Source organism: Pseudoalteromonas sp. 0303 (genome assembly GCF_013349995.1).
GTDB lineage: Bacteria > Pseudomonadota > Gammaproteobacteria > Enterobacterales > Alteromonadaceae > Pseudoalteromonas.
Map to the genome: position 1 here is coordinate 18,542 of NZ_JABVXF010000028.1, position 23,163 is coordinate 41,704.

Sequence of the window (23,163 nt, forward strand, 5' to 3'; positions counted from 1 at the left end):
ATATCGCGTCCTAGCGCCTTTTTGTAGGCGTGAAACTTGTTTCGCGCGTCTGACCGCTGATAGCTGAAGGCTGACGGCTCTTTTTACTATCGTTGTGGGGTTATCAACACTCGATAACCCCACATTTCTGACTTACAACTTGCAGCTTAGAGCTTAAAGCTATTGAACCGTTGCTTTTAGGCCGCGGCGCTTTAATAGCGCTGAGGTGTCTGGCTCTTGACCACGGAATGCTTTGTACGATTCCATTAGGTCACGTGAGTTACCCACTTCTAAAATTTCTTTGCGGTATTTATCACCCATTTGGCGAGTTAAACCACCTTGCTCTTGAACATAAGCAAAGGCGTCTGCCGCTAAAATTTCACTCCACATGTAAGCATAGTAACCCGCTGAGTAACCGCCGCCCATTGAGTGTGAGAAGAAGGCTGACTTATAACGTGGTGGTACAAATGGTACATCAACACCATGTTTAGCAAGCGCTTGTTGCTCAAATTTTTCAATGTCTTGTAATGGTGCATCAGCAGAAAGTGAATGCCATTCCATATCAAGTAATGCAGCTGCAACGTACTCTAGGGTATCAAAACCTTGGTTGAAGCTACGTGATTGAATTACTTTTTTCAGTAGCTCATCAGGAATTGGCTCGCCAGTTTTATGATGTTTTGCATAGTTAGCGATTACTTCAGGGTACATGGCCCAATCTTCTTCAAATGTTGATGGGAACTCAACGAAGTCGCGTGATACTGAGGTGCCAGATAGAGTCGGGTACTTCACGTTTGAGAACATGCCGTGTAAGCCATGACCCAGCTCGTGGAAAATCGTTGTAGCTTCATCGTAGCTAATAAGCGTAGGTTCGCCATTCGCACCTTTTTGAATGTTCATAACGTTTACGACAACCGGCTTTTGTTCTTTAAGGCCCGATTGTTTAACGAATGAGCTCATCCATGCACCTCCTCGTTTGCCTTCACGAGCGAAGTAGTCAGCAAAGAAAATGGCTAAGCTCTTACCATTTTCATCAAATAACTCATAGGCTTTTACATCAGGGTGGTAAACCGGAATATCGTTACGCGGTTTAAAGGTGATGCCGTATAAACGGTTCATGGTGAAGAATACGCCGTCTTCTAAAACTCGGTTGAACTCGAAGTATTCTTTCACTGCATTTTCGTCAAGGTTGTATTTATCTTTACGTACCTGCTCTGCGTAGAATAACCAATCCCATGGCTGTAATTTGAATTGCTCACCTGACTCATCAATCTTAGCTTGAATAGCCGCCGCTTCTGCGTTGACGTTCTGCATTAATGCAGGGATCATGCTTGCAAACATATCAAATACAGCTTGTGGTTTTTTCGCCATTTGTGACTCTAAACCAAAATCAGCCCAGCTGTCGTAACCTAATAGTTTCGCTTTTTGAGCACGTAACTGAGCAAGTTCTGCCACAATATCACGGTTACTATTTTCGCCCGATAATGCACGCTCAGCCGATGCACGCCATACTTTTTCACGTAAATCACGGTTTTTCAGTGTTGCCAGAATAGGCTGACGCGTGGTGTTTGTGATCTTAATTAGGTATTTACCTGGGTGACCTGCCTCTGCTGCGGCATTGGCAAGCTGCTCAATTTTACCTGCAGGTACGCCTTCAAGCTCTGCTTTGTCATCTACTAAAACAACATTTGTTTTAGTCAGCGCTAATAAGTTTTGTGAAAACTGAGTTGTTAAGCTTGAGTGCTTCGTATTGATATCACGAATTTGTTGTTTTTGCTCTGCACTTAATTTTGCACCTGCACGCACAAAACGTTTGTAATAAACGTCTAATAAACGCTTTTCTTCAGCCGTTAAGGTAAGGCTGTCAGCTTCGCTGTGAATAGTAGCTACTTTTTCAAAGAGTGCTTTATTTAAGAAAATATTGTCGTTATGAGCAGCTAATTTTGGCGCTAATTCTTTTTGTAATTCACGACGAGCCGGATTTGAATCAGTACCTGCTAGGTTATAAAAAATGCTGCGTGTGCGTGTTAATAGCTCACCACTTTTTTCAAGCGCAACAATTGTATTAGCAAAATCAGGCTTTGCTGGGTTGTTGATAATAGCTTGCACTTCAGTCATTTGCTCAGTCATGCCTTTATTAAATGCAGGCATGAAATGTTCATCTTTAATCGCACTGAAATCAGGCGTTTCGTATTGTAATACGCTTTTCACAAACAGTGGGTTAGCTTGCTCTTTTGCAGCAACAGGTGCTGATTGCTCTGATTTAGGCGTTGATGTTGTGGTTTTTGGCTCTGAACATGCTGTGAGTAATAGCGCAGAGCTTATTGCTGTCGCGAGTATATGTTTCATTATTTTTCTCTTGTCTTTATAGGTTAAATTGTCCAGTTAATGCGCAGTGATCACTTAGCATTAAAGGTGAATCGTAATGGTGAAAATGTACTGAAGAGGGAGTTAGTGCTTGTTCAAATGGTTTAGAAAGCACCATATGATCAATTGGGTCAGGGTACTTAGGGTGACAACTTTGAAGGTTGTCCGTTGCAATATTAAGGTTTTGCTGTGATGTTGATAAGCTCAAAAGCTCCTGTCTAAAGCGATTACCTTTTTTTGCTAAATGATGATTAAAATCACCTAGTACAAGCCAATAGTCTTTTGCTAAATTTTGCTTATTTAGATAAGTTTGTAAATGTTCAGCTTGCTGCTTAAACACCACACAACTTGATTTTTTTGAAGTTTTATAATTTTCAACAAAGCAACCACTTTTCAAATGAACATTGAGTAAATTTATATTTTTACCCTCATGATCAATTTGTAGATGAATCGCTTCTCTAGCACCCACTTTCGCATCAGCAAATTCAGTTAGGTGATTTACTCCCTTTATCAAGATGGATTTTTTAACGACAAATGCAACTTTTTGCTGGGTTGACGCTAATTTGTTTTCTCGACATGTATAGCTCGGCGAGTCTGTGCGAGATGACATTATTATTTGCCATTGCGAGGCTGGAAATACCCGTTCCACAGCAGCTAAAGAACCAACTTCTTGTAATGCAATGATATCTGCATCGAGTGATTGAGCGTATTTGCGCATCTGAGTGTAACTTTCAGTGTCTCTGGCTTTACAGCCTGCACCATTGTGAGCTGCTAAGTGTTCTGTGTTCCAAGTGGCTACGCGTAAGCTTTTGGCATTTACCAAATTGCTGTTCAAAGCTGCGAGAAGTAGCAATGCCAAACAACTCAAATGCGGATGTTTAATTATTTTCATCTACGACTATTATCTAAGAATAATGATGTGGTATGTTATATTGTAACAATTTAATCTGCAATCAATCTTGCCATGGAGTGCATTTTTTTACGATAAGTTGCAAATGTTGCTGAATAAGCAAGGAGTCATATGGCTATCATAATTAAACATGCCTGCGTTGTTAATGAAGGACAGCGCGAAATAAACGATGTACGAATTATTGGCAATCGAATCGCTGAAATTGCCGCAGATATCAGTGCCAAGGCCAATGATCAGGTAATTGATGCAAGCGGCCTGTTGCTATTACCTGGCATGATCGACGATCAAGTACATTTTAGAGAGCCAGGCCTTACCCATAAAGGCACGATTGCCAGTGAATCTGCCGCCGCAGTGGCTGGGGGCATTACAAGTTTTATGGAAATGCCTAATGTATCTCCCTCGACTACCACGGCAAAAGCACTTGCAGATAAATACGCGATAGCGGCGCAAACGAGCGCTGCGAATTATGCGTTTTACTTTGGTGCAACACCAGACAACCTCGATGAAATCAAGGCTCTTGATGCCAAAAAGGTATGTGGTGTTAAAGTGTTTATGGGAGCATCAACAGGCGATTTACTGGTTGAACACCCTCATGCTCTTGAAGCCATTTTTCGGGAAAGCCCAGTACTCATTGCCACCCATTGCGAGCAAGGGGAGGTTATTCAACAGAATCAGCGTCGTTTAGAAAAACGTTATGGCGAGTTACAAATAGAGCATCACCCGTTAATTCGTGATGAGTTGGCGTGTTATGCATCTTCATCCTATGCCGTGTCGCTGGCAAAACGCTATGGCTCGCAGTTGCATGTTTTACACCTAACAACAGCAAAAGAGCTAGAACTATTTAGTAACGCACCCATAGAGCAAAAGCACATAACCGCCGAAGCTTGCGTACATCATTTGTGGTTTAACCAAGACGATTACGCAAACTATGGTAATCTAATTAAATGCAACCCCGCCATAAAATCAGAGCAAGATCGCCAAGCGCTACTCGCAGCAGTGCGTGATGGTCGTATTGATATTATTGCCACCGATCATGCCCCTCATACTTGGCAAGAAAAGCAGCAACAATACAGCGCTGCACCAGCTGGCCTCCCTTTAGTCGAACATGCATTACTATCGTTACTTGAGCAGGTAAAACGCGGTGCGTTGAGCCTTGAGCAAGTCGTTGAGAAAACAGCGCATAACGTGGCAAAGCGATTTGCTATCGAAGAGCGAGGGTTTATCAGAGAAGGCTATTTTGCCGACTTAGTTCTGGTTGACCCAAACGCAGAAAAGTACGTCGAACACACAAACACACATTATTTATGCCAATGGACGCCATTTAATGGCACTACTTTTTCAAACCGAATCACACATACCTTTGTTAATGGTGAGTGTGTCTTTGATGGGCAGCACGTAACCCCGCACAAACAGGCCGCTATGGCCTTAACATTCAATCGTTAAAAGAAGTTGATATGCAATTACCCGATATTACCTCGCACTCTAATGTAGATTTTCAGTCGCCTTTAAAATGGGTTGGTATGGAAAAAATAGCATTGCCTTTGAAGCTTGCACAAACTCATGTTGATGTGCACCTGAATGCCAAAGCTGATGTGTTCGTTAGCCTTGATAGCGATGCTAAAGGCATTCATATGTCGCGTCTTTATTTACTACTAAATCAGCTATTGGCTAAACAAAGTTTAACGACTCAGCGTGTTAACGAGTTTATGGAAGCCGTTTTAGCATCACAAAAAGGCTTAAGTAAAGGCGCAAAACTGGTGCTGCATTTTGATTTACCTGAGCTAAAACCAGCGCTACTTAGCGACAATGCAGGTTACAATGCTTACCCTGTCGTTTTAACTATTACAAAGCAGCAAACGCTTGCCATTAACTTAAAAGTCGATATTGCCTATAGTAGCACCTGCCCGTGTTCAGCAGCATTATCAAGGCAGCTTTTGAGTGAAGCGGTCGATAAGCAATTTAGCGATGCGAATATAGATAAAGCATCTTTACTCAGTTGGCTTGCAAGTGAACAGGGTTCTATTGCAACCCCCCATAGCCAGCGTTCTTATGCTTATATTGATGTCACTTTTAGTAGTGAGAAGTTGCCAGATATTGGCGGCTTTATCTCAGTATGTGAGCAAGCCATAGGCACCCCAGTACAAACCGCCGTTAAACGTGAAGATGAGCAAGCATTTGCCGCCCTTAACGCTAAAAATTTACTGTTTTGCGAAGATGCAGCAAGGCGATTAAAGCAGTGCTTCGAAACCATGCCGAGCATTGCTGATTACCAGTTTAAGGTTGAACACCAAGAAAGCTTACATGGCCACAATGCCGTGGTTCATGAATCTAAATATTAAGCTCATGAGTCTAAGTGTTAGGCTCATGAACCTCAAATGGTTTACAAATTTTGACATTAGCGGTCGCAAAATATTGCTATTCATTTTCACAATGATAATGATATGAGCGCTAAAAATGATAAACATAATAATATAAAGGACGACTATGCGTTTTAAATTTATTGCTGCTGCAGTGGGTCTCGCTGTAGCTAATGTTGCTGTTGCCGACGAAGGCATGTGGCAACCTCACCAGCTACCAGAGCTTGAATCAGTGTTAAAAGCGAAAGGCTTAAGCATTGATGTAGAGTCAATTTCTAAATTAACAGAGTTTCCGATGAACGCGGTAATTAGCCTTGGTGGCTGTACTGCTTCGTTTGTTTCTCCAAAAGGTTTAGTGGTAACTAATCATCACTGTGCTTATGGTTCGATTCAATATAACTCGACCACCGAAAACAATATTTTAGAAAATGGCTTTTTAGCTAAAACAACGGGCGAAGAAGTCCCTGCTGCGCCGGGTTCTCGTGTTTTTGTAACAGAGCAAGTAACTGACGTTACAGATAAAGTAAATAAAGGGACTGAAAAGTTAACCGGTAAAGCACGTTTTGATGCTATTCAAGCAAATGAAAAAGCACTTGTTAGTGAGTGTGAGCAAGACAAGAGCTACCGCTGTAATGTGTATACTTTCCATGGTGGTCTTGAATATTACCTTATTAAATCGCTAGAAATTAAAGATGTACGTTTAGCGTATGCACCTGCTATGGGCGTAGGTAAATACGGCGGAGATATCGACAACTGGATGTGGCCGCGCCACACAGGTGATTTCTCGTTCTATCGCGCGTATGTTGGCAAAGATGGCAAGCCAGCTGAATATTCAGAAGATAACGTGCCGTACCAAAGTGATGCGTTTTTAAAAGTAAGCGCTAAAGGCGTTCAAGAAGGCGATTTTGTGATGGTTACCGGTTACCCGGGCAGCACAAACCGTTACCGTATTTCGCCTGAAGTTGACTATGTGTTTAACACAGCCTACCCATTAGCGCGTAAATATAATTCTAAATATGTCTCTTTAATTGAAGAAAATGCGCCAGAAGGTTCAGAGGCACGTATCGCTTATGAAAGCACGATTGCGGGTTACAACAACTACATTAAAAACTATGGCTCAATGATTGAGAGCTTTAACAAAGGTTCAATGTATAGCCGTAAGCAACAATTCGAAAAAGATCTCACTGCCTGGATCAATGAAGATAGTGAGCGCAAAGCCAAATACGGACACGTACTTGCTGATTTATCTTCACTAGTTGCACAGTCGCAAGAGCATAACCAGCGCGACCGTATGTTAGGTTACGTACACCGTTCACAAATGATCTCAACTGCTCGACGTTTATACCGTTTAGCTTACGAAAAACAAAAGCCAGATGCTGAGCGCGAAAGTGGTTATCAAGAGCGTGATATGCCGCGTATTGAGTCACGTTTAAAAAGTATGAGCCGTCGTTATGATGAAACCGTTGATAAAGCCATTTTACTGTACTTTATTGAGCAGTATGCAGCTTTACCAAAAGATGAGCGCGTTGCAGAGGTCGATAAAGCGCTTGGTCTAACAAACGGTTTTGATAAACAAAAACAACAAGCTTTGCTTGATGATATGTATGCTAAATCGGTTCTTGCAGATGAAAGCAAACGTTTATGGATGGCAGGACTTGACCTTGCTCAGTTAAAACAAAGTAGCGATCCATTCATTCAGTATGCGCATGCAATCTTTGCTGCCACAAAAGATATTGAAGATGCGAAAAAAGAACTGGCTGGTAAACAGCAAGCTGCTCGCCCTGCATTAATGGAAGCAATTATTGCTTATAACAAGGCACTTAATAAGCCTGTTTATGCTGATGCTAACAGTACCCTGCGTGTAACTTACGGTACGGTAGGCGGCTATTCACCGCAAGATGGCTTAGTGGCAACCCCCTTTACATCTTTAGAAGGACTACTTGCTAAAAATACCGGCGTTGAACCATTCAACTCACCAGAAAAGCAAAATCAGTTAATTAAGCAAAAGCTTTATGGCGATTACACAGGCGGTATGAATACGGTTCCGGTTAACTTCTTATCGAACGTAGATACCACCGGTGGTAACTCAGGCTCTCCAACATTAAACGGTAATGCTGAGCTCGTTGGTTTGTTGTTTGATGGTGTGTACGAAAGCATTATTGGTGATTGGGATTACGACGAAAACTTAAATCGCTCAATTCACGTTGATTCACGATACATGTTATGGGTGATGGATAAAGTTGATAATGCTCAAAACCTACTTAAAGAGATGACTATCGTTAAATAATCTAAGTTTAACGTTAATTTAAGTATTAAAATGCCAGTCTAACAGACTGGCATTTTTATTTTCATGAGGTTGAAAAATATTTATAAAAATTAATTTTTCTTAAGTTTTATTTAAGTTTCGCTCGATAAATTTTACACATAACCTAAGTGGAGCGAACAATTATGCTTTCAGTTCAACAATCACATCAAACTCAAGTTCAAGAGCCTGCCTTTGTTTGCACGCGTGAAGGAGGTCAATTCCGTGACCGTCTTGAGCGTAATATTAAGCAAGGTTTTGCCGCAGCTTATGACGCGAAAATTTCGCAGTTCATGCCGCTACTGTGTGAGCTTAATGTTGATGATGAAGTATGTACGTTAGGTCTTCGCTCTGCATCACAACCTTTGTTTATTGAACAATACCTCCCTGCGTCTATTGAGCACTTTGTTGGTGCCAAGCGTGAGCACATTTTTGAGTTAGGTAATTTATGCTCAACGCATCGAAAAGCCACCTTGGCACATTTTGTTTTAATGAATGAAGCGCTCTATCAAGCGGGCGCAAAATATTTAGCGTTTTGCGCAACCCGTAAAGTGAGAGCGCTATTAAAAATGCTGGGTGTTAATTGCAAAGAAATAGGTGTTGCCAATGCACAAGCACTTCAAGATCCAGCAAGCTGGGGTAGCTATTACGACAATCAACCAACCATTTGCGTGGTTGACCTAAACGAAGCGCATCAGCGTGTATTAAATACCCCCGTTTTATTCAATATCAAACAGCAGTGTTTGCAATCATCCCTTGAGCTTGCTGTATTTTTGGAGGTGTTATGAGTTGGTTGACACAATTACCACATAAGGATAGCGATATCTTAATGGTTTGCCACAAAAGCGATGGTGTGCGCTCACTAACTAAACAAGAATTTACTGAACAAGTGACTCGTTTGCTTCCTACCTTGGCTGAATTTGATACCCAAGGTGTTGCTTATCAGTTAGATAACACACCTGCTTGGTGTGTATTAGAAGCTGCGCTTAGCGAGCTTAAAAGAGTGGCAATTCCGCTACCAACGTTTTTTACTGCCCAGCAAATAGCGTTTGGTTTGCAAAACAGTGGGGCAGGGTTATTTGTATGTGACCGCGCTTACGAAGGTGAGCATGCAAGGTTAGTGGCGTTAGTCGATGTATGTAAGCATTATCCTTTATATGTTTACCAATTGAGTAATACACAGCCTGTGCCATATTTTGCAAACACGCAAAAGATCACCTTTACGTCTGGCTCAACGGGCACACCAAAAGGCGTGTGTTTATCGCTTGAAAGCCAATTGCAGGTGGCAACATCACTTTATCAAAGCATTGGTTTAGAAAAACCAAACCATTTGTGTTTACTGCCACTACCGGTCTTGCTTGAGAATTTAGCCGGTGTGTATGCGCCGCTATTAGCGGGCGGTACGGTTAATTTAGTGCCTTTAGCTGAACTTGGTTTTTCTGGTGCGCAGCTACTTGAACCACATAAATTAATAGTCGCAATTGAACGTACTGAGCCAAATACTCTTATTTTAGTGCCTGAACTACTGACTAGTTTAGTGGCTTTTGTAAAGCAAGGCTGGCAAGCACCTAAAAGCTTAAAGTTTATTGCAGTAGGTGGTGCTGTTGTAAGCCAAGCGCTTATTAAGCAAGCCCGTGAGCTCGGTTTACCCGTTTATCAAGGTTATGGTTTGTCTGAATCGTCATCGGTAGTGAGTTTAAACACTCGCGATGATGATGACATCGACACCGCAGGGCGAGTGCTTAAGCACATTCAATACAAAATTGAAAATGGTCAGCTTTATATCAAAGGCTCATTGTTTTTAGGGTACTTAGGTCAAGCTGCACAAAATGCTGACGATTGGTATGCAACTGGCGATCTCGTCACTGAGCAAGAAGGTCGCTTGGTTATACAAGGCCGCTTGAAAAACCAACTTATCACCAGCTTTGGTCGCAATATCAGTGCTGAGTGGCCAGAGTCGTTATTGCTTAGCCACAGCCAGGTACAACAAGCGGTAGTGATTGGCGAAGGCCAGGCATTTTTAGCCGCACTTATCTATGCAAACCAAGCGATGAGTGACGCTGAACTTGCTGCCCATATTAGGGCACAAAACGCGCAACTACCCGAATACGCACAGATCAGAAAGTGGCATCGAATGGCAGAGCCTATGAGTCACACGCAAGGTTTATTAACCAGCAATAATCGCCCCAAACGCGATGTTATTAATCAATTTTTTGCTACAGAGATTTCAGCACTTTATCAAGAGGCGACGAGCATGAGTCAATTTTTCAATACATTACAAGCAGAAACACAGAAAGAACGCGACTACCTTTTAGCTGCGCCGATTATTGGCCGCGTTTTTAAAGGTGAAGTAAGCCTAAGTGAATATGCATCGTTCTTAACGCAAGCTTATCACCATGTGAAGCATACAGTACCACTGTTGATGGCAGTCGGTGCAAAGCTGAGCGATAAACAAGAGTGGTTGCGCGAAGCTGTTGCAGAATACATCGAAGAAGAATTAGGCCATCAAGAATGGGTGCTAAACGATATTGCAGCCTGTGGTTTTGATAAAGAGCTAGTGCGCGATTCTCGTCCACAGTTTTCGACCGAATTAATGGTGTCGTACGCCTACGATACAATTAATCGCGGTAACCCTTTGGCATTTTTTGGCATGGTTCATGTGCTTGAAGGCACTTCGATTGCATTAGCCGATAATGCAGCAGGGCAAATCCGTGAGGTTGTAGGTTTACCTAAAAAGGCGTTTACCTACCTTACTTCACACGGTGCACTTGATATTGAACATGTGAAGTTTTTCGAAAATCTCATGAACAAAATTGATAACGAGGACGACCAGCAAGCCATCATTCACGCCGCAAAATGTTTTTATAAACTGTACGGCAATATTTTCCGTGACCTCGATATCGAGCCTTTCTTTAGCGAGGCTGACTTGGAGCAAAGCGCATGAGTAGCCCAGTTTGTGTGCTAACCGGTGCAACAGGGGGCATTGGCCGTGCTATTGCCCTTCGTCTTGCAAAAGAAGGTTGGCGTTTATTACTCGTTGGTAGAAATATTAAGCAACTTGCTGCACTACAATTGGAATGTGGTAATGATGCTGAGTATTTTCAGGCCGACCTAAGTAACAGCGAATCTCGTGATGATCTTGCTAAGTTTGCTCAGCAAATTGGTGGTGCAAGGCTGCTTATCAATAACGCGGGGGTTAATGTGATGCAGGGTTTTACTGAAATCAGCGAGCAGCAAATTGATCACCTGTTAAATATTAACCTGCATGTGCCCATTAAATTGTGTCAGTTATTTTTACCACAAGTGACCCGCAATAAAGGCACGATTGTCAATATTGGTTCATCGTTTGGCAGCATTGGTTATCCGTATCAAACCTTGTACTGCGCAAGCAAATTTGGCCTAAGAGGGGTGACCGAAGCCCTTGCCAGAGAGCTCAGCCACAGTGATGTGAAAGTGTTGTATTTAGCGCCTCGTGCCACCGATACCGCGATTAATTCGCCGCAAGTACGCGCGATGAACAAAGAGCTGGGTAACACCATGGATCCGCCAGAAAAAGTGGCTGATGCATTAATAGATTTAATTAAATCAAAAAAACGTCGTCGTTTTATTGGTTTTCCAGAAACATTATTTGCCCGTATTAACGGGGCATTTCCATCATTAGTTGATAACGCAATAGCAAAACAACTTCCTAAAATTAAAAGTTTTTTTGCCAACTAAATTGATTAAGGTGAATGATTATGACTAAACTAAATTTTAAAGCCCTAATGATGTTAGGTGTTATCATGGCTGCGCCTGCAAAAGCCGACTTTAATAGCGATTTAAGTTCGGTGCAAAAGCAGTGGGCAGTGGTTAATTACGAATTAGTTGATGATGCGCAGTTAGATGCATTCGAAAAGTTAGCGAGCGAAACCGCAGAGTTTGCCAAAGCCAACGACCAGCAAGCAGCCAGCCATATTTGGTACGGCATTGTGTTATCTAGCTATGCAGGTGCAAAAGGGGGTTTAGGTGCACTAGGTCTTGCAAAAGATGCGAAAGCACAATTTGAAAAAGCGCTAAGCTTAGATCCAAAAGCGCTTGATGGCTCAGCATACACAAGCCTGGCAACCTTATACGGTAAAGTACCGGGTTGGCCAATTGGTTTTGGTGATGATGATGAAGCCAAAAAACTGTTTAAAAAAGCGCTTGAGCTAAACCCGCGTGGTATCGATAGCAACTATTTATATGCGTCATTCCTATATGACGAGCGCAAGTATAAATCAGCTAGAGAGTTTTTATTGGTTGCACAGCAAGCGCCAGCGCGCCCTGAAAGACCAAAAGCAGATCTTTACCGCCAACAAGAAATTACTAAACTTCTGGCTAAGGTAGAGAAAAAAATAAAGAGATAAACTATGCATTTATTGCTCGTTGAAGACGACCACTTAGTGGCAGAAGGCCTTTGTCGTTCTTTACGTCAACAAGGATACAGTGTTGAACATAGTTCGACCGTTAAGTCAGCGATGCAATGGCTGCAAAATGATGAAATTGAGCTGGTAGTCCTTGATTTAGGGCTACCAGACGGTGATGGCATCGACATTTTAAAACACATCAAAAAGCATCGTAAAAACCTGCCCGTGGTTATTTTAACGGCTCGGGGTAGTATCGATGATAAAGTCATGGGGCTAGATTTAGGTGCTGATGATTACCTTGCAAAGCCTTTTGATCCCGCAGAATTATTTGCCCGTCTTCGGGTTGCCAGCAGGCGTGTGACCCAAGCTCAGACCAGCACTTTAAAAGTCGGTGATGTTGAAATGGACACCGCCGCTTTTACCGTGAGTTTTCAAGGTGAGCCAGTAAACTTGCCACGTAAAGAGTTTATGCTTCTTAAAGCTTTGCTAGAAAACCAAGGCCGTGTGCAATCAAAACAGCAGTTAGAGAATAAACTGTATGAATGGGGCGAAGAGGTGGGATCAAATACCATCGAAGTGCACATTCATCACTTGCGTAAAAAATTCCCAAAAGAGTTTATTAAAACCTTACGCGGCATTGGTTATGTGGTGGGTAAACGCTAGTGTCAATTCGTAAAAGACTGACTCTACTTATTTTGTCTATGGTGATCTTAACCTGCTTTTTGGCATTTACTAAAGGTTACCGTGAAAGTATGAATCAGGCTGAAGCACTGCTCGATAACGAGCTGGTAACGCTGGCACATGTGTTAATCGAGCAGCCACTCAGTAAAGAAACCCCAGCTTATACCAGTGATTTACCGCAGTTATTATTTCAAGTTTGGGTTGATGATAGCTTGGCCTCAAGCTCAAAATCATTGCAGCAAAATCTTAGTAATCAAAGTCAGTGGCAAACCGGGTTTAGTGTTGAGAACTTGGCTGGGCAACGAGTCAAAGTGTATCGCTTAAGCGAAGGCAATAAGCGAGTGCTTATTGCAGAGCCTTTGAGCAAACGTGTGGCACTAACCGAAACCGTGATTTTGTCGGCCATGACGCCGCTGTTATGGAGTGTGCCTATCCTTGCCCTTCTTATTAGTGTATTTGTAAAACAAGGGCTTGCACCACTAACACGGTTATCAAATCAACTCAAACATCGTCAAGCAAATGACTTTACAGCTATTCCTTGGCAAACCCCAGAGCAAGAAATAAAACCCGTAATTAGCCGCTTAAATGATCTATTCAAACGGGTTGAAAGTGCCTATTTACGAGAGCGCTTTTTTGCCTCAGATGCGGCCCACGAACTGCGTACTCCGCTCAGTAGTTTAAAAATCAATGTGCATAATTTAGTGGCTCAAGGTGTTGAGAGTGTTGAGCTTGATGCGATGGAAAAAGGCGTTGATAAACTAAGCAATATCGTTGAACAAATGCTGATTTTGGGGCGTACCTATCCAGAGCAATGGCAAGCGCAATTTAGCCCTGTGTCGGTGTTAGAAATTAGCCAGCAAGTTGCCTCTCAACTTTATGATCGTATTGACGAAAAAGAGCACACAATTAGCATTGATGGCGATGATTTTATCATCGCCGGTGACGAATTCACCTTAGTTACTTTGTTTGGCAATTTACTAAGTAACGCCATAAAATATACCCCAGCTGCGGGAGAGATTTGTATTACTCTGAAAACCGAAAATAATCGTTTTATCTGGCAAATAGATGACTCGGGCCCCGGCATTGATGAAGCTCAAAAACAGCGTATTTTTAACCGTTTTTACCGTGTGGGTGGCGATAAACATCCATCAGGTGAACAAGGAGCCGGGCTTGGTATGGCCATTGTTGAACACATAGTTTCGATTTATAACGCTGATATTACTTTAGCTGACAGTCACCTTGGTGGCTTGCGGGTGAGTGTCTCTTTTATGCAAGGAGATGTCAGTGAATAAATGGATTTTGGCAATTTCTATGCTGTTGCTATGTATGTCGTCTTGGCTTGCCTATGCCAAAGAGTACAAGCTAATCTTAAAAGATCACTTGTTTTACCCTGCTGAAATTAAAGTTCCTGCAAATAAAAAGCTACGGCTTTTGATAGAAAATAAAGATGACACTCCCGAAGAGTTCGATAGCTTTGACTTAAACCGCGAAAAAGTGCTTTATCCGGGGCGTACAAGTGTCATTTATATCGGACCGCTCAACCCAGGGCGTTATGACTTTTTTGGCGAATTTTCGCCTAATACAGCCCGAGGAACTGTCGTGGCTACGGAGGTGAATAATGCTGATAACTAGTTTATTAATGAGCATTAATCAGCTTTTGCCTGTGGTGATTTTAGCCGTGCTTTTGAGTTTAATTGTGCCTTTAAGTCAGCGCCAACTGAGTATTTATGCAGTGATTGGTACGCTACTAAGCTTAGTGTTTGTGCAAGGCGCTGCTTGGCTGAGCCAGTTGTTTGATCACAGAGGCTTAGAGTTCATTCAAATGCTGCTGTGTATTGTCATTTTTATCGCTGCATTAATTAGCTGTCAGCAACGAAAAATGGCGGCTGCGCTGGCCTTGATTGCAACCATGACGTTGTATTTAAGCCATTACATGATTTATTTAGTCAGTTTTTGGCATAGCAGAGATACTGCTGAGCCATTGCTACTGGGGACATGTTTAGGTGTGGGCATTTGTATTAGCTTTGGCGTGTTGTTGTTCTTTTTGCTTGAGAGTATTACTAAGCGCGTGGGCGTGCAGCCTTTGGTTGTGTTACTTGCTTTAAATGCAACAGCAAAGCTATTGATATTTCTTGATTTAGCGAGTCAGATCGATTTACTCGATGTGACCTCAAATTATTTAGATTGGCGTGGGTTTTTAGTTGAAAATTCAGAGCTTGGGCGCGTATTAAAAGCCTTAGTTGGCTACGAAGCCACGCCAAGTAAAACCGCGCTTTGGGTGTATATCATTGCTGCATTGGCATTTATCACCTTAGTTCGCGTGTTAAAAATTAAAAAGACCAAGGAGCCTGTATGCGGTTCTTAATAGTTAGTTTAAGTTGCTTGTTTTTAATAAGTATCAGCCAATTTGCGCAGGCAGATGGCATGGTGGTTGATAAGGTATATCACCCTTATGTGATGCCGTTTGAACGTGAAGTTGAGTGGCGCTTGGTGTCTAGGCAAACCGATAGCGGCAATGTGCTCGCACAGCGTGCAGGCTTTGGCGGCGCAATTAACGACACCATGAGCCTTGAAGGCTACTTGGTTGGCGAGCGCGATGATAACGGTGACTTTGGTTTATCTTCATATGAAGTGGAGTTACGCTGGCAGTTGGTCGAGCAAGGCCGTTTGTGGGCCGATTGGGGTGCGTTATTTGAGCTTGAAAAACAGCATACCCTAGATGCTTACGAAGCAACGACCGGCTTTTTATGGGAAAAAGAGTTTGGTCGTACAAGTCTGACTATGAACGCTTTTTTAGTATATGAATGGGGGGCTGATATTGAAAACGAGTGGGAAAGTGAGTTTCGCTTACAGTATCGTTATCGCTATCGTTCGGCTTTTCAACCATCAATAGAAATCTACGCGGGTGAGGACTTTATTGGTGTGGGTCCAGGCTTTATTGGCTTACACAGATTTAGCCCTAAACGCCAGCTAAAATGGGAAGCAGGTTTTATTAGTGAACTTAGTCAATCAGGCAAAGATCATAGCTTTCGCTTGGCTTTAGAGTTTGAATTTTAATGTCGATAGTGTTTGACTTATCTAACTAACTCTATATAGTGGGCACCAGCTAGAAAGAAAGCGTGTAATTAATAAATCTTTATTTCGTTGTTGTATAAGTAATACTTGTAGTACCGTCCTGAAGTTTTTAAGTACCATCTCATTTTTTGCTACACCCGCCCATTAGGGCATGTTTAATTTTTTATATCAGGAATAATACTATGTCTAACATCGTATCAGGTACAGTTAAGTGGTTTAACGAATCTAAAGGTTTTGGTTTCATCGAGCAAGAAAATGGTCCAGACGTTTTCGCTCACTTCAGCGCTATCAAAAGCGAAGGTTTCAAAACTTTAGCTGAAGGCCAACGTGTAGAGTTCACTCTTTCACAAGGTCAAAAAGGTCCTCAAGCGGATAACATCACTCCGTTATAATTTTTACTTTTAGTAAAAATTAAGAAGAAGCAAGCTACGGCTTGCTTTTTTTATGCCTAAAAATTGACTGGGCTAGTGAATATTTCTATATTTAATGCAGCTATGTCATTAGAGTGTATTAATTATCTTAAAATATTTGTTGTTAGCATGCCTAAGCTTTGCACCTGTAGTATTGGCAAAAGATAGTGTCACCATCTACACCGAGCAATTTCCGCCGTATAACTTCTCAAATAAAGGGCATTTAGAGGGCATTAATCTAAAGTTTGTTAAAGCAATGTGCGTTGATGCAAACATTGAATGCAAATTCGAGCTCTTACCTTGGTCTCGGGCATATCATTTAGCCCAGCAAAAGCAACTATCAGGTTTGGTCTCTACGGCACGTATTCCCGACCGTGAAGAGTTATTCAAGTGGATTGGTCCAATGGCATCCTCTCGTAACTTTTTTTATCGTTTACAATCAAATGACCGTATTAATCCTATCGATTTATCGCAAGTGAAAGATCATAGCCTGTGTGTTGTTAGAGACAGCATTTACGAAAAATTTGTAGAGAGCATTGGCTTTGAAGGGGATAAAAACCTCCTCAAAGTGAGTCACTATTACGAGTGTATTAATTTATTTTTCAAAAATAAAATAGAGCTCATTATTGGATCTGAGCTTTCGTTTAAGTACCAATTAATGCAGTACGGTCACCAAGGGCGAGAAGTGGTTAAGTTAGTTGAGTTGCCTCTAAATGGCACGGTAGGAAACTTTCTCGCCTTAAATAAAGCCTTACCCGAAGAGCTAGTCAGCCGATTACAGGCAAGTTATGACAGGCTGAGTAAGCAAGGGTTATTAGAGACTTATATAGAGCAATATAAAGCAAATTAAGGGCGCTGTCCTAGCATCATCACAGCATTGTATTTAGGTGTCATTATTACTTCATTAAACGCTGCTTTTAAGGCATCGATATAGCGTTGGTCGGTATTAATATTTGCTGCGAGATAACCTTTCATGGTTAAAAAGTCGATTGCATGAGCAAAGCTGAAACGAGCTTCATCCAGTGCTAATTGCTCAGCCATAGCCGCAATATAGTTCTTATCATCAATGATTAAATCAACCTTACCCGACATCAACAGCTGATACGACTTATTAATATCAGATGTATATACCACAGTGTAACCACGTTCTGTTAGGCGCTGCGCCGCTAGGTCATGACGCTGAACCGCTATCTTATATTGCTTGGCTTGCTCATTTGAAGTGATGTTTATATCGCTGCGAGAGCTCAACTTAACAAAGCCCATTTGGTAGGTTGCCACTTCACCAATCCAATGAAAGTGTTTTTCGCGCTCAGGGGTTTTCGCCATACTGTAAATAAATATATTCGGTTTCTTCAATGCCATATTGTAGGCACGGGCCCAAGGGTAAAGCTCTATATTCGCGTTCAAATTAGCTTTAGCAAAAACTGCTTTCACAAGCTCGGTGCTCTCACCGGCAACTTGGTTATTAAGTAAGGTTTGGTTGGGAGGTGACAGTTCAGTCACAACGGTTAGGGTCGGCTTACTCAGTGCTGGCCAACTAAAGAAAAGAATTAGCAAATAAAGTCGTAAATAGTTCATTTATGTACTTAAAAGGACTTAGTAATTAAATCTTAGCACATAAAACGATAAAAGGGCCTTGCGGCCCTTGGTGAAGTATCGTTCAAGTCAGATAGACCTTTAACCCCTTAAAGTCCTATCCTATTGTTTTGCAACTACGGCTCATCTCATTAAGTTTCTAAGCTAGCGAGAGGAAAAAACCTGCAATTGCTGCACTCATGAGGTTAGCCATAGATCCTGCTAACACTGCTCTGAGCCCTAAGCGTGCGATATCCTTTCGCCGACTAGGCGCCATACCGCCTAATCCACCTAGTAAAATTGCTATCGATGATAAGTTAGCAAACCCACATAACGCGAATGTGACAATCGCTTGTGTGTGCGCACTTAACGTATCGCGATAATTAATAAAGTCGAGGTAAGCAACAAATTCGTTAACTACAACCTTCTGACCTATAAAACTGCCTGCGATTACTGCTTCGTTCCACGGTACACCTAATAACCATGCAACTGGAGCGAATACGTAACCTAAAATTTCTTGTAGCGTTAATGTTGGATGATCAAACCAACCACCAATACCGCCTAATAACCCATTTAGAAGTGCAATAAGTGCTACGAAAGCAAGTAACATCGCACCTACATTTAGTGCTAAGTGCATACCGTTTGCGGCACCTGACGCTGCTGCATCAATTACGTTAACCGGTTTTTCTTCTTGTACGTCTAAATCAGCTAAATCTTCTTTTGGTGTTTCGGTCTCTGGCACAATCATTTTTGCCATTAAGAAACCACCCGGTGCCGCCATAAAGCTGGCTGCAATTAAATATTTAAGCTCTACACCAATTGTTACGTAACCTGCCATAACAGAACCGGCTACAGTAGCAAGGCCACCAACCATTACCGCAAATAGCTCTGACTTAGTCATGCTGGCGATAAATGGTTTAACAATCAATGGTGCTTCTGTTTGGCCAACGAAAATATTGGCGGTCGCAGAAAGCGATTCAGGGCGCGAGGTTTTCAATAGCTTTTGTAAGCCACCGCCTAGAATCTTGATTATCCAATCCATCACCCCGATGTGATACAACACAGCAACGAGTGCTGAGAAGAACACGATAACGGGCAATACTTGTATCGCAAAAATAAACCCTAGGGTATCTTGCGATGCCAGTGAGCCAAATAAGAAGCTAATCCCGTCATTGGCATAACCAATAACTGATGATACGCCTCGAGACATACTTGCCAGTACGTTTTTGCCCACTTCGAAGAACAAGACAAAGCCACCAATTAACACTTGAAGTAAAAAGGCGATGCCTACAGTTCTTAAATTAATTGCTTTACGGTTCGTTGAAGCCGCAAAAGCAATGCCTAGTAGCACAACAATGCCTACTAAGCTCATAAATGTTGTCATACTGACTGTTTCCCGTTGTTATTGTTGCAGTAAATATTTTATTTTACTTTTAATTATATCAATGGCAACGCGATTCATACCGCCGCGTGTGACTACGAGATCAGCTTTGTGCTTTGATGGCTCAATAAACTGATAAAACATAGGTCGCACTGTCGCTTGATATTGATCAACAACGGACTGTAATGTTCTGCCACGCTGCTCCATATCTCGTTGCATACGGCGCATAAGGCAGATATCTAACGGTGTATCAATGAACACCTTAATATCAAATTCTTTTCGAAGTGCCGGATCACTCAGTAGCAAAATACCTTCAACGATAAGTACTTTTGCAGGTGCCACTCGACGCGATTCATCGCTACGGGTATGCATTGCATAGTCATAAGTTGGTACGTCTACTGATTTTCCAGCGCGTAACTGAAGTAAGTGCTCATGCAAAAGCTCATGCTCGAAAGCATCAGGATGGTCGTAATTGGTTTGCGTTCGATGATCAAACGGCAAATGCGACTGGTCTTTGTAATAAGCATCTTCTTCGATCACTGCGATCGCGCCCGGTTCAAGCTCATTGACTAATTCGTTATAAATTGTCTTGCTAAAAAGAGACTTGCCCGACGCAGATGCGCCAGCAATAGCTATAATTGTTCGTGTCACTAAAGTTCTCGCCCACACAGAAGGAAACATTGTTAGGTAGATCACAATAGCAAAAAAGACACGATTAATCTCTTTTGCTTCGCTTAGAGATGCAAATTTATAATGTTTCTGTTTTATGAAACAGGACTTATGTCCTGTACCAAAAATTCGAAGAGCATATAAAGTATTCACATATTGATAACGAGGTACCCATGACAAGAGCACTCATCTTAATGGCAGATAGCCTAGGAATTGGCGCAGCACCTGACGCAGAGCAGTTTGGTGACGTAGGCGCAAATACCTTTGCTCATTTACTTGAAGCCTATGCAGAAGAAACTGGTGAGCACTTATCGCTACCTAATCTTACCCGTTTAGGTTTAGCTGATGCATGCGAAGCCGCAGGTAAAGAACCTTGTTTAGTCAGTGACCGACAAGCACCTATTGGCGCATGGGGTTACGCTAAAGAGTTATCAAGTGGTAAAGACACGCCTTCAGGGCACTGGGAAATGGCCGGTGTACCTGTGTTATTTGATTGGGGTTACTTCCCAAATACACAGCCGTGTTTTCCACAAGAATTTGTTGACGAGCTAATTGCTCGCGCAGGTATTCCTGGCATTTTAGGTAACTGTTATGCCTCAGGAACTACTATTTTAGAACAGCTAGGTGAAGAACATATGCAAACCGGCATGCCGATTTGCTACACCTCAGTTGATAGCGTGTTTCAAATAGCCGCGCACGAAGAATCATTTGGACTGGAGAAACTTTATCAGGTTTGCGAAATCGCACGGGCGCTGCTTGATGAAATGAACATAGGAAGAGTGATTGCGCGGCCATTTTTGGGTTCGAGCCGTGACGATTTTGCCCGTACAGGTAATCGTCGTGACTATTCGGTGTTGCCACCGTCACCAACCTTGCTTGATAAATTATCGCAAGACGGCGGTGAAGTGATCAGTATCGGTAAAATTGCTGATATCTATGCGCACCAAGGCATCACCCAAAAACACAAAGCGCCAGGGCTAATGAACTTGCTTGAGAAAACCTCAGAAGTAATCGCAAGCGCACCTGACCATAGTTTGATTTTTACAAACTTAGTTGATTTTGATGAAAAGTACGGTCATCGCCGTAATGCAGTTGGCTATGCTAAAGCATTAAAAGAGTTTGATGATTATCTACCGACCATCTTAAATCAGCTAAATAGTGATGATGTGTTAATTATCACGGCCGATCACGGATGTGATCCAACAGCAGCAGGCACTGACCATACACGTGAATACGTGCCAGTACTTGCTTACCAACCGGGAATGACAAACACCCCGCTTGGCGAACGAGCTAGTTTTGCAGACATAGGTCAAACCCTTGCCCAGTGGTTTAATCTTCCTGCACTTGAATACGGTGATGGCTTTAAAGATAAGCTATTAGCGAACAAAAAAGGAAACCAATAATGAGTACTCCTCATATCAGCGCCAATGTAGGCGAATTTGCAGAAACGGTATTAATGCCGGGTGATCCGCTTCGCGCTCAATACATTGCTGAAAACTTTTTAGATGACGCAAAACAAGTAACAGGCGTTCGTAATATGTATGGTTTTACCGGTACCTACAAAGGTAAACCAGTGAGTATTATGGGCTCTGGGATGGGTATTCCATCAATGTCAATTTATGCCCGTGAATTGATCGTTAGTTACGGCGTTAAAAATCTAATCCGTATTGGTACCTGTGGCGGTATTGGTAGCGATATCAAAATCCGTGACGTTATCTTTGCACAAGGTGCAAGCACAGATTCAAACGTAAACCGTGCGCGCGTTCGTGGTTACGACTTTGCCGCAATTGCTGATTTTGGTTTATTACTTAACGGCGTAAATGCAGCGAGAGAATTAGGCATTGAAGCAAAAGTAGGGAATGTATTTACAACAGATACATTCTACCAAGCAGATAACACATTCTATCAAGAATTAGACAAGCTAGGCGTACTTGCTGTTGATATGGAAACAGCTGGCATGTACGGCGTAGCCGCTGAATACGGCGCTAAAGCGATGGCACTATTTACAGTTAGTGACCACGTAATCACTGGTGAAGCGACACCAAGTGAAGAGCGTCAAAGCACCTTTAACGAAATGGTTAAAATTGCTTTAGAATCAATTTAAATAAGTTCCTTGGTAACGTATTCACTGAAATTTGGAAACACGCCCAAAGTGAAGTGAGACTAACCTCAAAGCCGCATTTATGCGGCTTTTTTTATAGCTACCTGTTTATCTTGCGTAAAATCATCCTGCTCGCAACCGCCCCTTAAAACTTGAAAATTCAACTAATTGTTGCCACTTTTAATAGAGGAACAATAATTGAGGATGTGTATGTCTAATTGGGTTGAAGCTAAGGTAAAAGACGTTAAATGGTGGACCGACTCATTATTTAGCTTAATCGTTAATGCCGATGTTGAGCCATTCACTGCGGGGCAGTTTACAAAGCTTGCGATGCAAGTGGGTGATAAACGTGTAGCTCGTGCCTATTCTTATGTGAATGCGCCGAACAATCCCGACCTCGAGTTTTATCTTATTAATGTGAGAGACGGTCAACTTTCTCAACAACTCGCAAAATTAAAGCCGGGTGACTCTGTGACTATAGAGCGCCGCGCGACAGGCTTTTTTACCCTTGATGAAGTACCAAGCAGTGAGCAGCTTTATATGCTGAGTACAGGTACTGCGCTTGGGCCTTTTATTTCAATATTAGAGCAGGGCGAAGTGTGGCAAAAGTTTGAGCATGTTCATTTAGTGCATGGAGTTCGCTTTAACGAGGACTTAAGCTATCAAGAACGTATTAAAGCGCTACAGCAGCAGTACCCAAATCTTTACTATTCGCCTGTAGTCAGCCGGGAGTCAGCAAAAGTCGGTTTTAATGGCCGGATCACAGACGTAATTAAAGACCATCGCTTATTTGACGTAATTGGGCGCCCAAGCGTACCTGAAACCGCACAATTTATGATTTGCGGTAATCCGCAAATGGTAAAAGATACCACAGCTATTTTGTTAGAGCTTGGTTTTAGCCGCAACAGGCGCCGTGAACCAGGGCAGATCACAGTAGAGCAATATTGGTAAAAAACTATGACAAGTAGTCATAA

22 protein-coding genes and 1 pseudogene are annotated in these 23,163 nt (G+C 42.3%); 18 read left to right on the top strand and 5 right to left on the bottom strand.

The features are described from left to right. Window positions 1-159: 159 nt before the first annotated feature. Window positions 160-2,325: a M3 family metallopeptidase gene (locus HUS62_RS16425; protein WP_175080439.1), complete on the bottom strand. Its 2,166-nt coding sequence runs from the start codon at window positions 2,323-2,325 to the stop codon at window positions 160-162. Between the two features lie 16 nt (window positions 2,326-2,341). After that, window positions 2,342-3,235 carry an endonuclease/exonuclease/phosphatase family protein gene (locus HUS62_RS16430; RefSeq protein WP_175080440.1) on the bottom strand — a complete coding sequence of 298 codons (894 nt, stop codon included), beginning with the start codon at window positions 3,233-3,235 and terminating at the stop codon, window positions 2,342-2,344. Between the two features lie 129 nt (window positions 3,236-3,364). On the opposite strand from HUS62_RS16430, the gene HUS62_RS16435 reads away from it, so the two are divergent. The 15 genes and pseudogenes from HUS62_RS16435 to HUS62_RS16500 all read left to right on the top strand — a co-directional run bounded on the left by HUS62_RS16435 (window position 3,365) and on the right by HUS62_RS16500 (window position 17,313). Continuing rightward, window positions 3,365-4,696 (top strand): dihydroorotase, encoded by a 1,332-nt coding sequence (locus HUS62_RS16435; protein ID WP_175080441.1) that lies wholly within the window; start codon window positions 3,365-3,367, stop codon window positions 4,694-4,696. 11 nt (window positions 4,697-4,707) lie between these two features. Then, entirely contained in the window at window positions 4,708-5,592 is an 885-nt protein-coding gene (gene folE2 / locus HUS62_RS16440) for a GTP cyclohydrolase FolE2 (protein ID WP_175080442.1), read from the top strand. A 145-nt stretch (window positions 5,593-5,737) separates the two neighbouring features. Further along, window positions 5,738-7,897: a S46 family peptidase gene (locus HUS62_RS16445; RefSeq protein WP_175080443.1), complete on the top strand. Its 2,160-nt coding sequence runs from the start codon at window positions 5,738-5,740 to the stop codon at window positions 7,895-7,897. 161 nt (window positions 7,898-8,058) lie between these two features. After that, window positions 8,059-8,700 (top strand): thermostable hemolysin, encoded by a 642-nt coding sequence (locus HUS62_RS16450; RefSeq protein ID WP_175080444.1) that lies wholly within the window; start codon window positions 8,059-8,061, stop codon window positions 8,698-8,700. Beyond that, window positions 8,697-10,154 (top strand): annotated as a pseudogene (locus HUS62_RS16455) (AMP-binding protein); the annotation flags it as partial. The gene HUS62_RS16450 and the pseudogene HUS62_RS16455, both read left to right, overlap by 4 nt. 12 nt (window positions 10,155-10,166) lie before the next feature. Then, window positions 10,167-10,856, top strand: coding sequence for a TenA family transcriptional regulator (locus tag HUS62_RS22920; RefSeq protein ID WP_220095056.1), 690 nt, complete (start codon window positions 10,167-10,169; stop codon window positions 10,854-10,856). After that, window positions 10,853-11,629 carry an SDR family oxidoreductase gene (locus HUS62_RS16460; protein ID WP_175080446.1) on the top strand — a complete coding sequence of 259 codons (777 nt, stop codon included), beginning with the start codon at window positions 10,853-10,855 and terminating at the stop codon, window positions 11,627-11,629. The genes HUS62_RS22920 and HUS62_RS16460 overlap by 4 nt, the downstream gene beginning before the upstream one ends. Window positions 11,630-11,649: 20 nt before the next feature. Beyond that, on the top strand, window positions 11,650-12,297 hold the full coding sequence (locus HUS62_RS16465) for a hypothetical protein (protein ID WP_175080447.1): 648 nt from the start codon (window positions 11,650-11,652) through the stop codon (window positions 12,295-12,297). 3 nt (window positions 12,298-12,300) lie between these two features. Then, complete coding sequence (locus HUS62_RS16470; RefSeq protein WP_063703908.1) at window positions 12,301-12,960, top strand: response regulator transcription factor; 660 nt, start codon at window positions 12,301-12,303, stop codon at window positions 12,958-12,960. Continuing rightward, the gene (locus HUS62_RS16475; protein ID WP_175080448.1) at window positions 12,960-14,270 is read left to right on the top strand and encodes an ATP-binding protein; all 1,311 of its coding nucleotides are present in this window, start codon (window positions 12,960-12,962) and stop codon (window positions 14,268-14,270) included. Before HUS62_RS16470 ends, HUS62_RS16475 begins: the two co-directional genes overlap by 1 nt. Before the next feature lie 19 nt (window positions 14,271-14,289). Continuing rightward, window positions 14,290-14,610 carry a cupredoxin domain-containing protein gene (locus HUS62_RS16480; protein ID WP_175080467.1) on the top strand — a complete coding sequence of 107 codons (321 nt, stop codon included), beginning with the start codon at window positions 14,290-14,292 and terminating at the stop codon, window positions 14,608-14,610. Continuing rightward, the gene (locus tag HUS62_RS16485) at window positions 14,597-15,343 is read left to right on the top strand and encodes an iron transporter (protein ID WP_175080449.1); all 747 of its coding nucleotides are present in this window, start codon (window positions 14,597-14,599) and stop codon (window positions 15,341-15,343) included. The genes HUS62_RS16480 and HUS62_RS16485 overlap by 14 nt, the downstream gene beginning before the upstream one ends. Beyond that, complete coding sequence (locus HUS62_RS16490; protein ID WP_175080450.1) at window positions 15,331-16,035, top strand: hypothetical protein; 705 nt, start codon at window positions 15,331-15,333, stop codon at window positions 16,033-16,035. Before HUS62_RS16485 ends, HUS62_RS16490 begins: the two co-directional genes overlap by 13 nt. A 200-nt stretch (window positions 16,036-16,235) precedes the next feature. Further along, window positions 16,236-16,445, top strand: coding sequence for a cold-shock protein (locus tag HUS62_RS16495; protein ID WP_004587186.1), 210 nt, complete (start codon window positions 16,236-16,238; stop codon window positions 16,443-16,445). A 172-nt stretch (window positions 16,446-16,617) separates the two neighbouring features. After that, complete coding sequence (locus HUS62_RS16500; protein WP_258536798.1) at window positions 16,618-17,313, top strand: ABC transporter substrate-binding protein; 696 nt, start codon at window positions 16,618-16,620, stop codon at window positions 17,311-17,313. Here HUS62_RS16500 and HUS62_RS16505 read toward each other — a convergent pair. From HUS62_RS16505 to udk, 3 genes are all read right to left on the bottom strand, one after another. Continuing rightward, window positions 17,310-18,041: an ABC transporter substrate-binding protein gene (locus HUS62_RS16505; protein WP_175080452.1), complete on the bottom strand. Its 732-nt coding sequence runs from the start codon at window positions 18,039-18,041 to the stop codon at window positions 17,310-17,312. The two genes, HUS62_RS16500 and HUS62_RS16505, sit on opposite strands and share 4 nt — an antisense overlap. Before the next feature lie 157 nt (window positions 18,042-18,198). Further along, window positions 18,199-19,422 (bottom strand): NupC/NupG family nucleoside CNT transporter, encoded by a 1,224-nt coding sequence (locus HUS62_RS16510; RefSeq protein ID WP_130052976.1) that lies wholly within the window; start codon window positions 19,420-19,422, stop codon window positions 18,199-18,201. An 18-nt stretch (window positions 19,423-19,440) separates the two neighbouring features. Beyond that, complete coding sequence (udk, locus tag HUS62_RS16515; RefSeq protein WP_135926701.1) at window positions 19,441-20,070, bottom strand: uridine kinase; 630 nt, start codon at window positions 20,068-20,070, stop codon at window positions 19,441-19,443. Window positions 20,071-20,261: 191 nt separating this feature from the next. Here udk and HUS62_RS16520 point away from each other — a divergent pair, with 191 nt between their 5' ends. The 3 genes from HUS62_RS16520 to HUS62_RS16530 all read left to right on the top strand — a co-directional run bounded on the left by HUS62_RS16520 (window position 20,262) and on the right by HUS62_RS16530 (window position 23,140). Further along, the gene (locus tag HUS62_RS16520) at window positions 20,262-21,491 is read left to right on the top strand and encodes a phosphopentomutase (protein ID WP_175080453.1); all 1,230 of its coding nucleotides are present in this window, start codon (window positions 20,262-20,264) and stop codon (window positions 21,489-21,491) included. Beyond that, window positions 21,491-22,192 (top strand): purine-nucleoside phosphorylase, encoded by a 702-nt coding sequence (deoD, locus tag HUS62_RS16525; protein ID WP_175080454.1) that lies wholly within the window; start codon window positions 21,491-21,493, stop codon window positions 22,190-22,192. The genes HUS62_RS16520 and deoD overlap by 1 nt, the downstream gene beginning before the upstream one ends. Before the next feature lie 207 nt (window positions 22,193-22,399). Further along, the gene (locus HUS62_RS16530; RefSeq protein ID WP_175080455.1) at window positions 22,400-23,140 is read left to right on the top strand and encodes a ferredoxin--NADP reductase; all 741 of its coding nucleotides are present in this window, start codon (window positions 22,400-22,402) and stop codon (window positions 23,138-23,140) included. The last annotated feature ends 23 nt before the right edge of the window (window positions 23,141-23,163 follow it).

Excerpts from the sequence above, each read along its gene's own strand:
- HUS62_RS16425 (WP_175080439.1), bottom strand. The coding sequence starts at position 2,325 with ATGAAACATATACTCGCGACAGCAATAAGCTCTGCGCTATTACTCACA.
- HUS62_RS16430 (WP_175080440.1), bottom strand. The coding sequence starts at position 3,235 with ATGAAAATAATTAAACATCCGCATTTGAGTTGTTTGGCATTGCTACTT.
- HUS62_RS16435 (WP_175080441.1), top strand. The coding sequence starts at position 3,365 with ATGGCTATCATAATTAAACATGCCTGCGTTGTTAATGAAGGACAGCGC.
- folE2 (WP_175080442.1), top strand. The coding sequence starts at position 4,708 with ATGCAATTACCCGATATTACCTCGCACTCTAATGTAGATTTTCAGTCG.
- HUS62_RS16445 (WP_175080443.1), top strand. The coding sequence starts at position 5,738 with ATGCGTTTTAAATTTATTGCTGCTGCAGTGGGTCTCGCTGTAGCTAAT.
- HUS62_RS16450 (WP_175080444.1), top strand. The coding sequence starts at position 8,059 with ATGCTTTCAGTTCAACAATCACATCAAACTCAAGTTCAAGAGCCTGCC.
- HUS62_RS22920 (WP_220095056.1), top strand. The coding sequence starts at position 10,167 with ATGAGTCAATTTTTCAATACATTACAAGCAGAAACACAGAAAGAACGC.
- HUS62_RS16460 (WP_175080446.1), top strand. The coding sequence starts at position 10,853 with ATGAGTAGCCCAGTTTGTGTGCTAACCGGTGCAACAGGGGGCATTGGC.
- HUS62_RS16465 (WP_175080447.1), top strand. The coding sequence starts at position 11,650 with ATGACTAAACTAAATTTTAAAGCCCTAATGATGTTAGGTGTTATCATG.
- HUS62_RS16470 (WP_063703908.1), top strand. The coding sequence starts at position 12,301 with ATGCATTTATTGCTCGTTGAAGACGACCACTTAGTGGCAGAAGGCCTT.
- HUS62_RS16480 (WP_175080467.1), top strand. The coding sequence starts at position 14,290 with ATGCTGTTGCTATGTATGTCGTCTTGGCTTGCCTATGCCAAAGAGTAC.
- HUS62_RS16485 (WP_175080449.1), top strand. The coding sequence starts at position 14,597 with ATGCTGATAACTAGTTTATTAATGAGCATTAATCAGCTTTTGCCTGTG.
- HUS62_RS16490 (WP_175080450.1), top strand. The coding sequence starts at position 15,331 with ATGCGGTTCTTAATAGTTAGTTTAAGTTGCTTGTTTTTAATAAGTATC.
- HUS62_RS16495 (WP_004587186.1), top strand. The coding sequence starts at position 16,236 with ATGTCTAACATCGTATCAGGTACAGTTAAGTGGTTTAACGAATCTAAA.
- HUS62_RS16505 (WP_175080452.1), bottom strand. The coding sequence starts at position 18,041 with ATGAACTATTTACGACTTTATTTGCTAATTCTTTTCTTTAGTTGGCCA.
- HUS62_RS16510 (WP_130052976.1), bottom strand. The coding sequence starts at position 19,422 with ATGACAACATTTATGAGCTTAGTAGGCATTGTTGTGCTACTAGGCATT.
- HUS62_RS16520 (WP_175080453.1), top strand. The coding sequence starts at position 20,262 with ATGACAAGAGCACTCATCTTAATGGCAGATAGCCTAGGAATTGGCGCA.
- deoD (WP_175080454.1), top strand. The coding sequence starts at position 21,491 with ATGAGTACTCCTCATATCAGCGCCAATGTAGGCGAATTTGCAGAAACG.
- HUS62_RS16530 (WP_175080455.1), top strand. The coding sequence starts at position 22,400 with ATGTCTAATTGGGTTGAAGCTAAGGTAAAAGACGTTAAATGGTGGACC.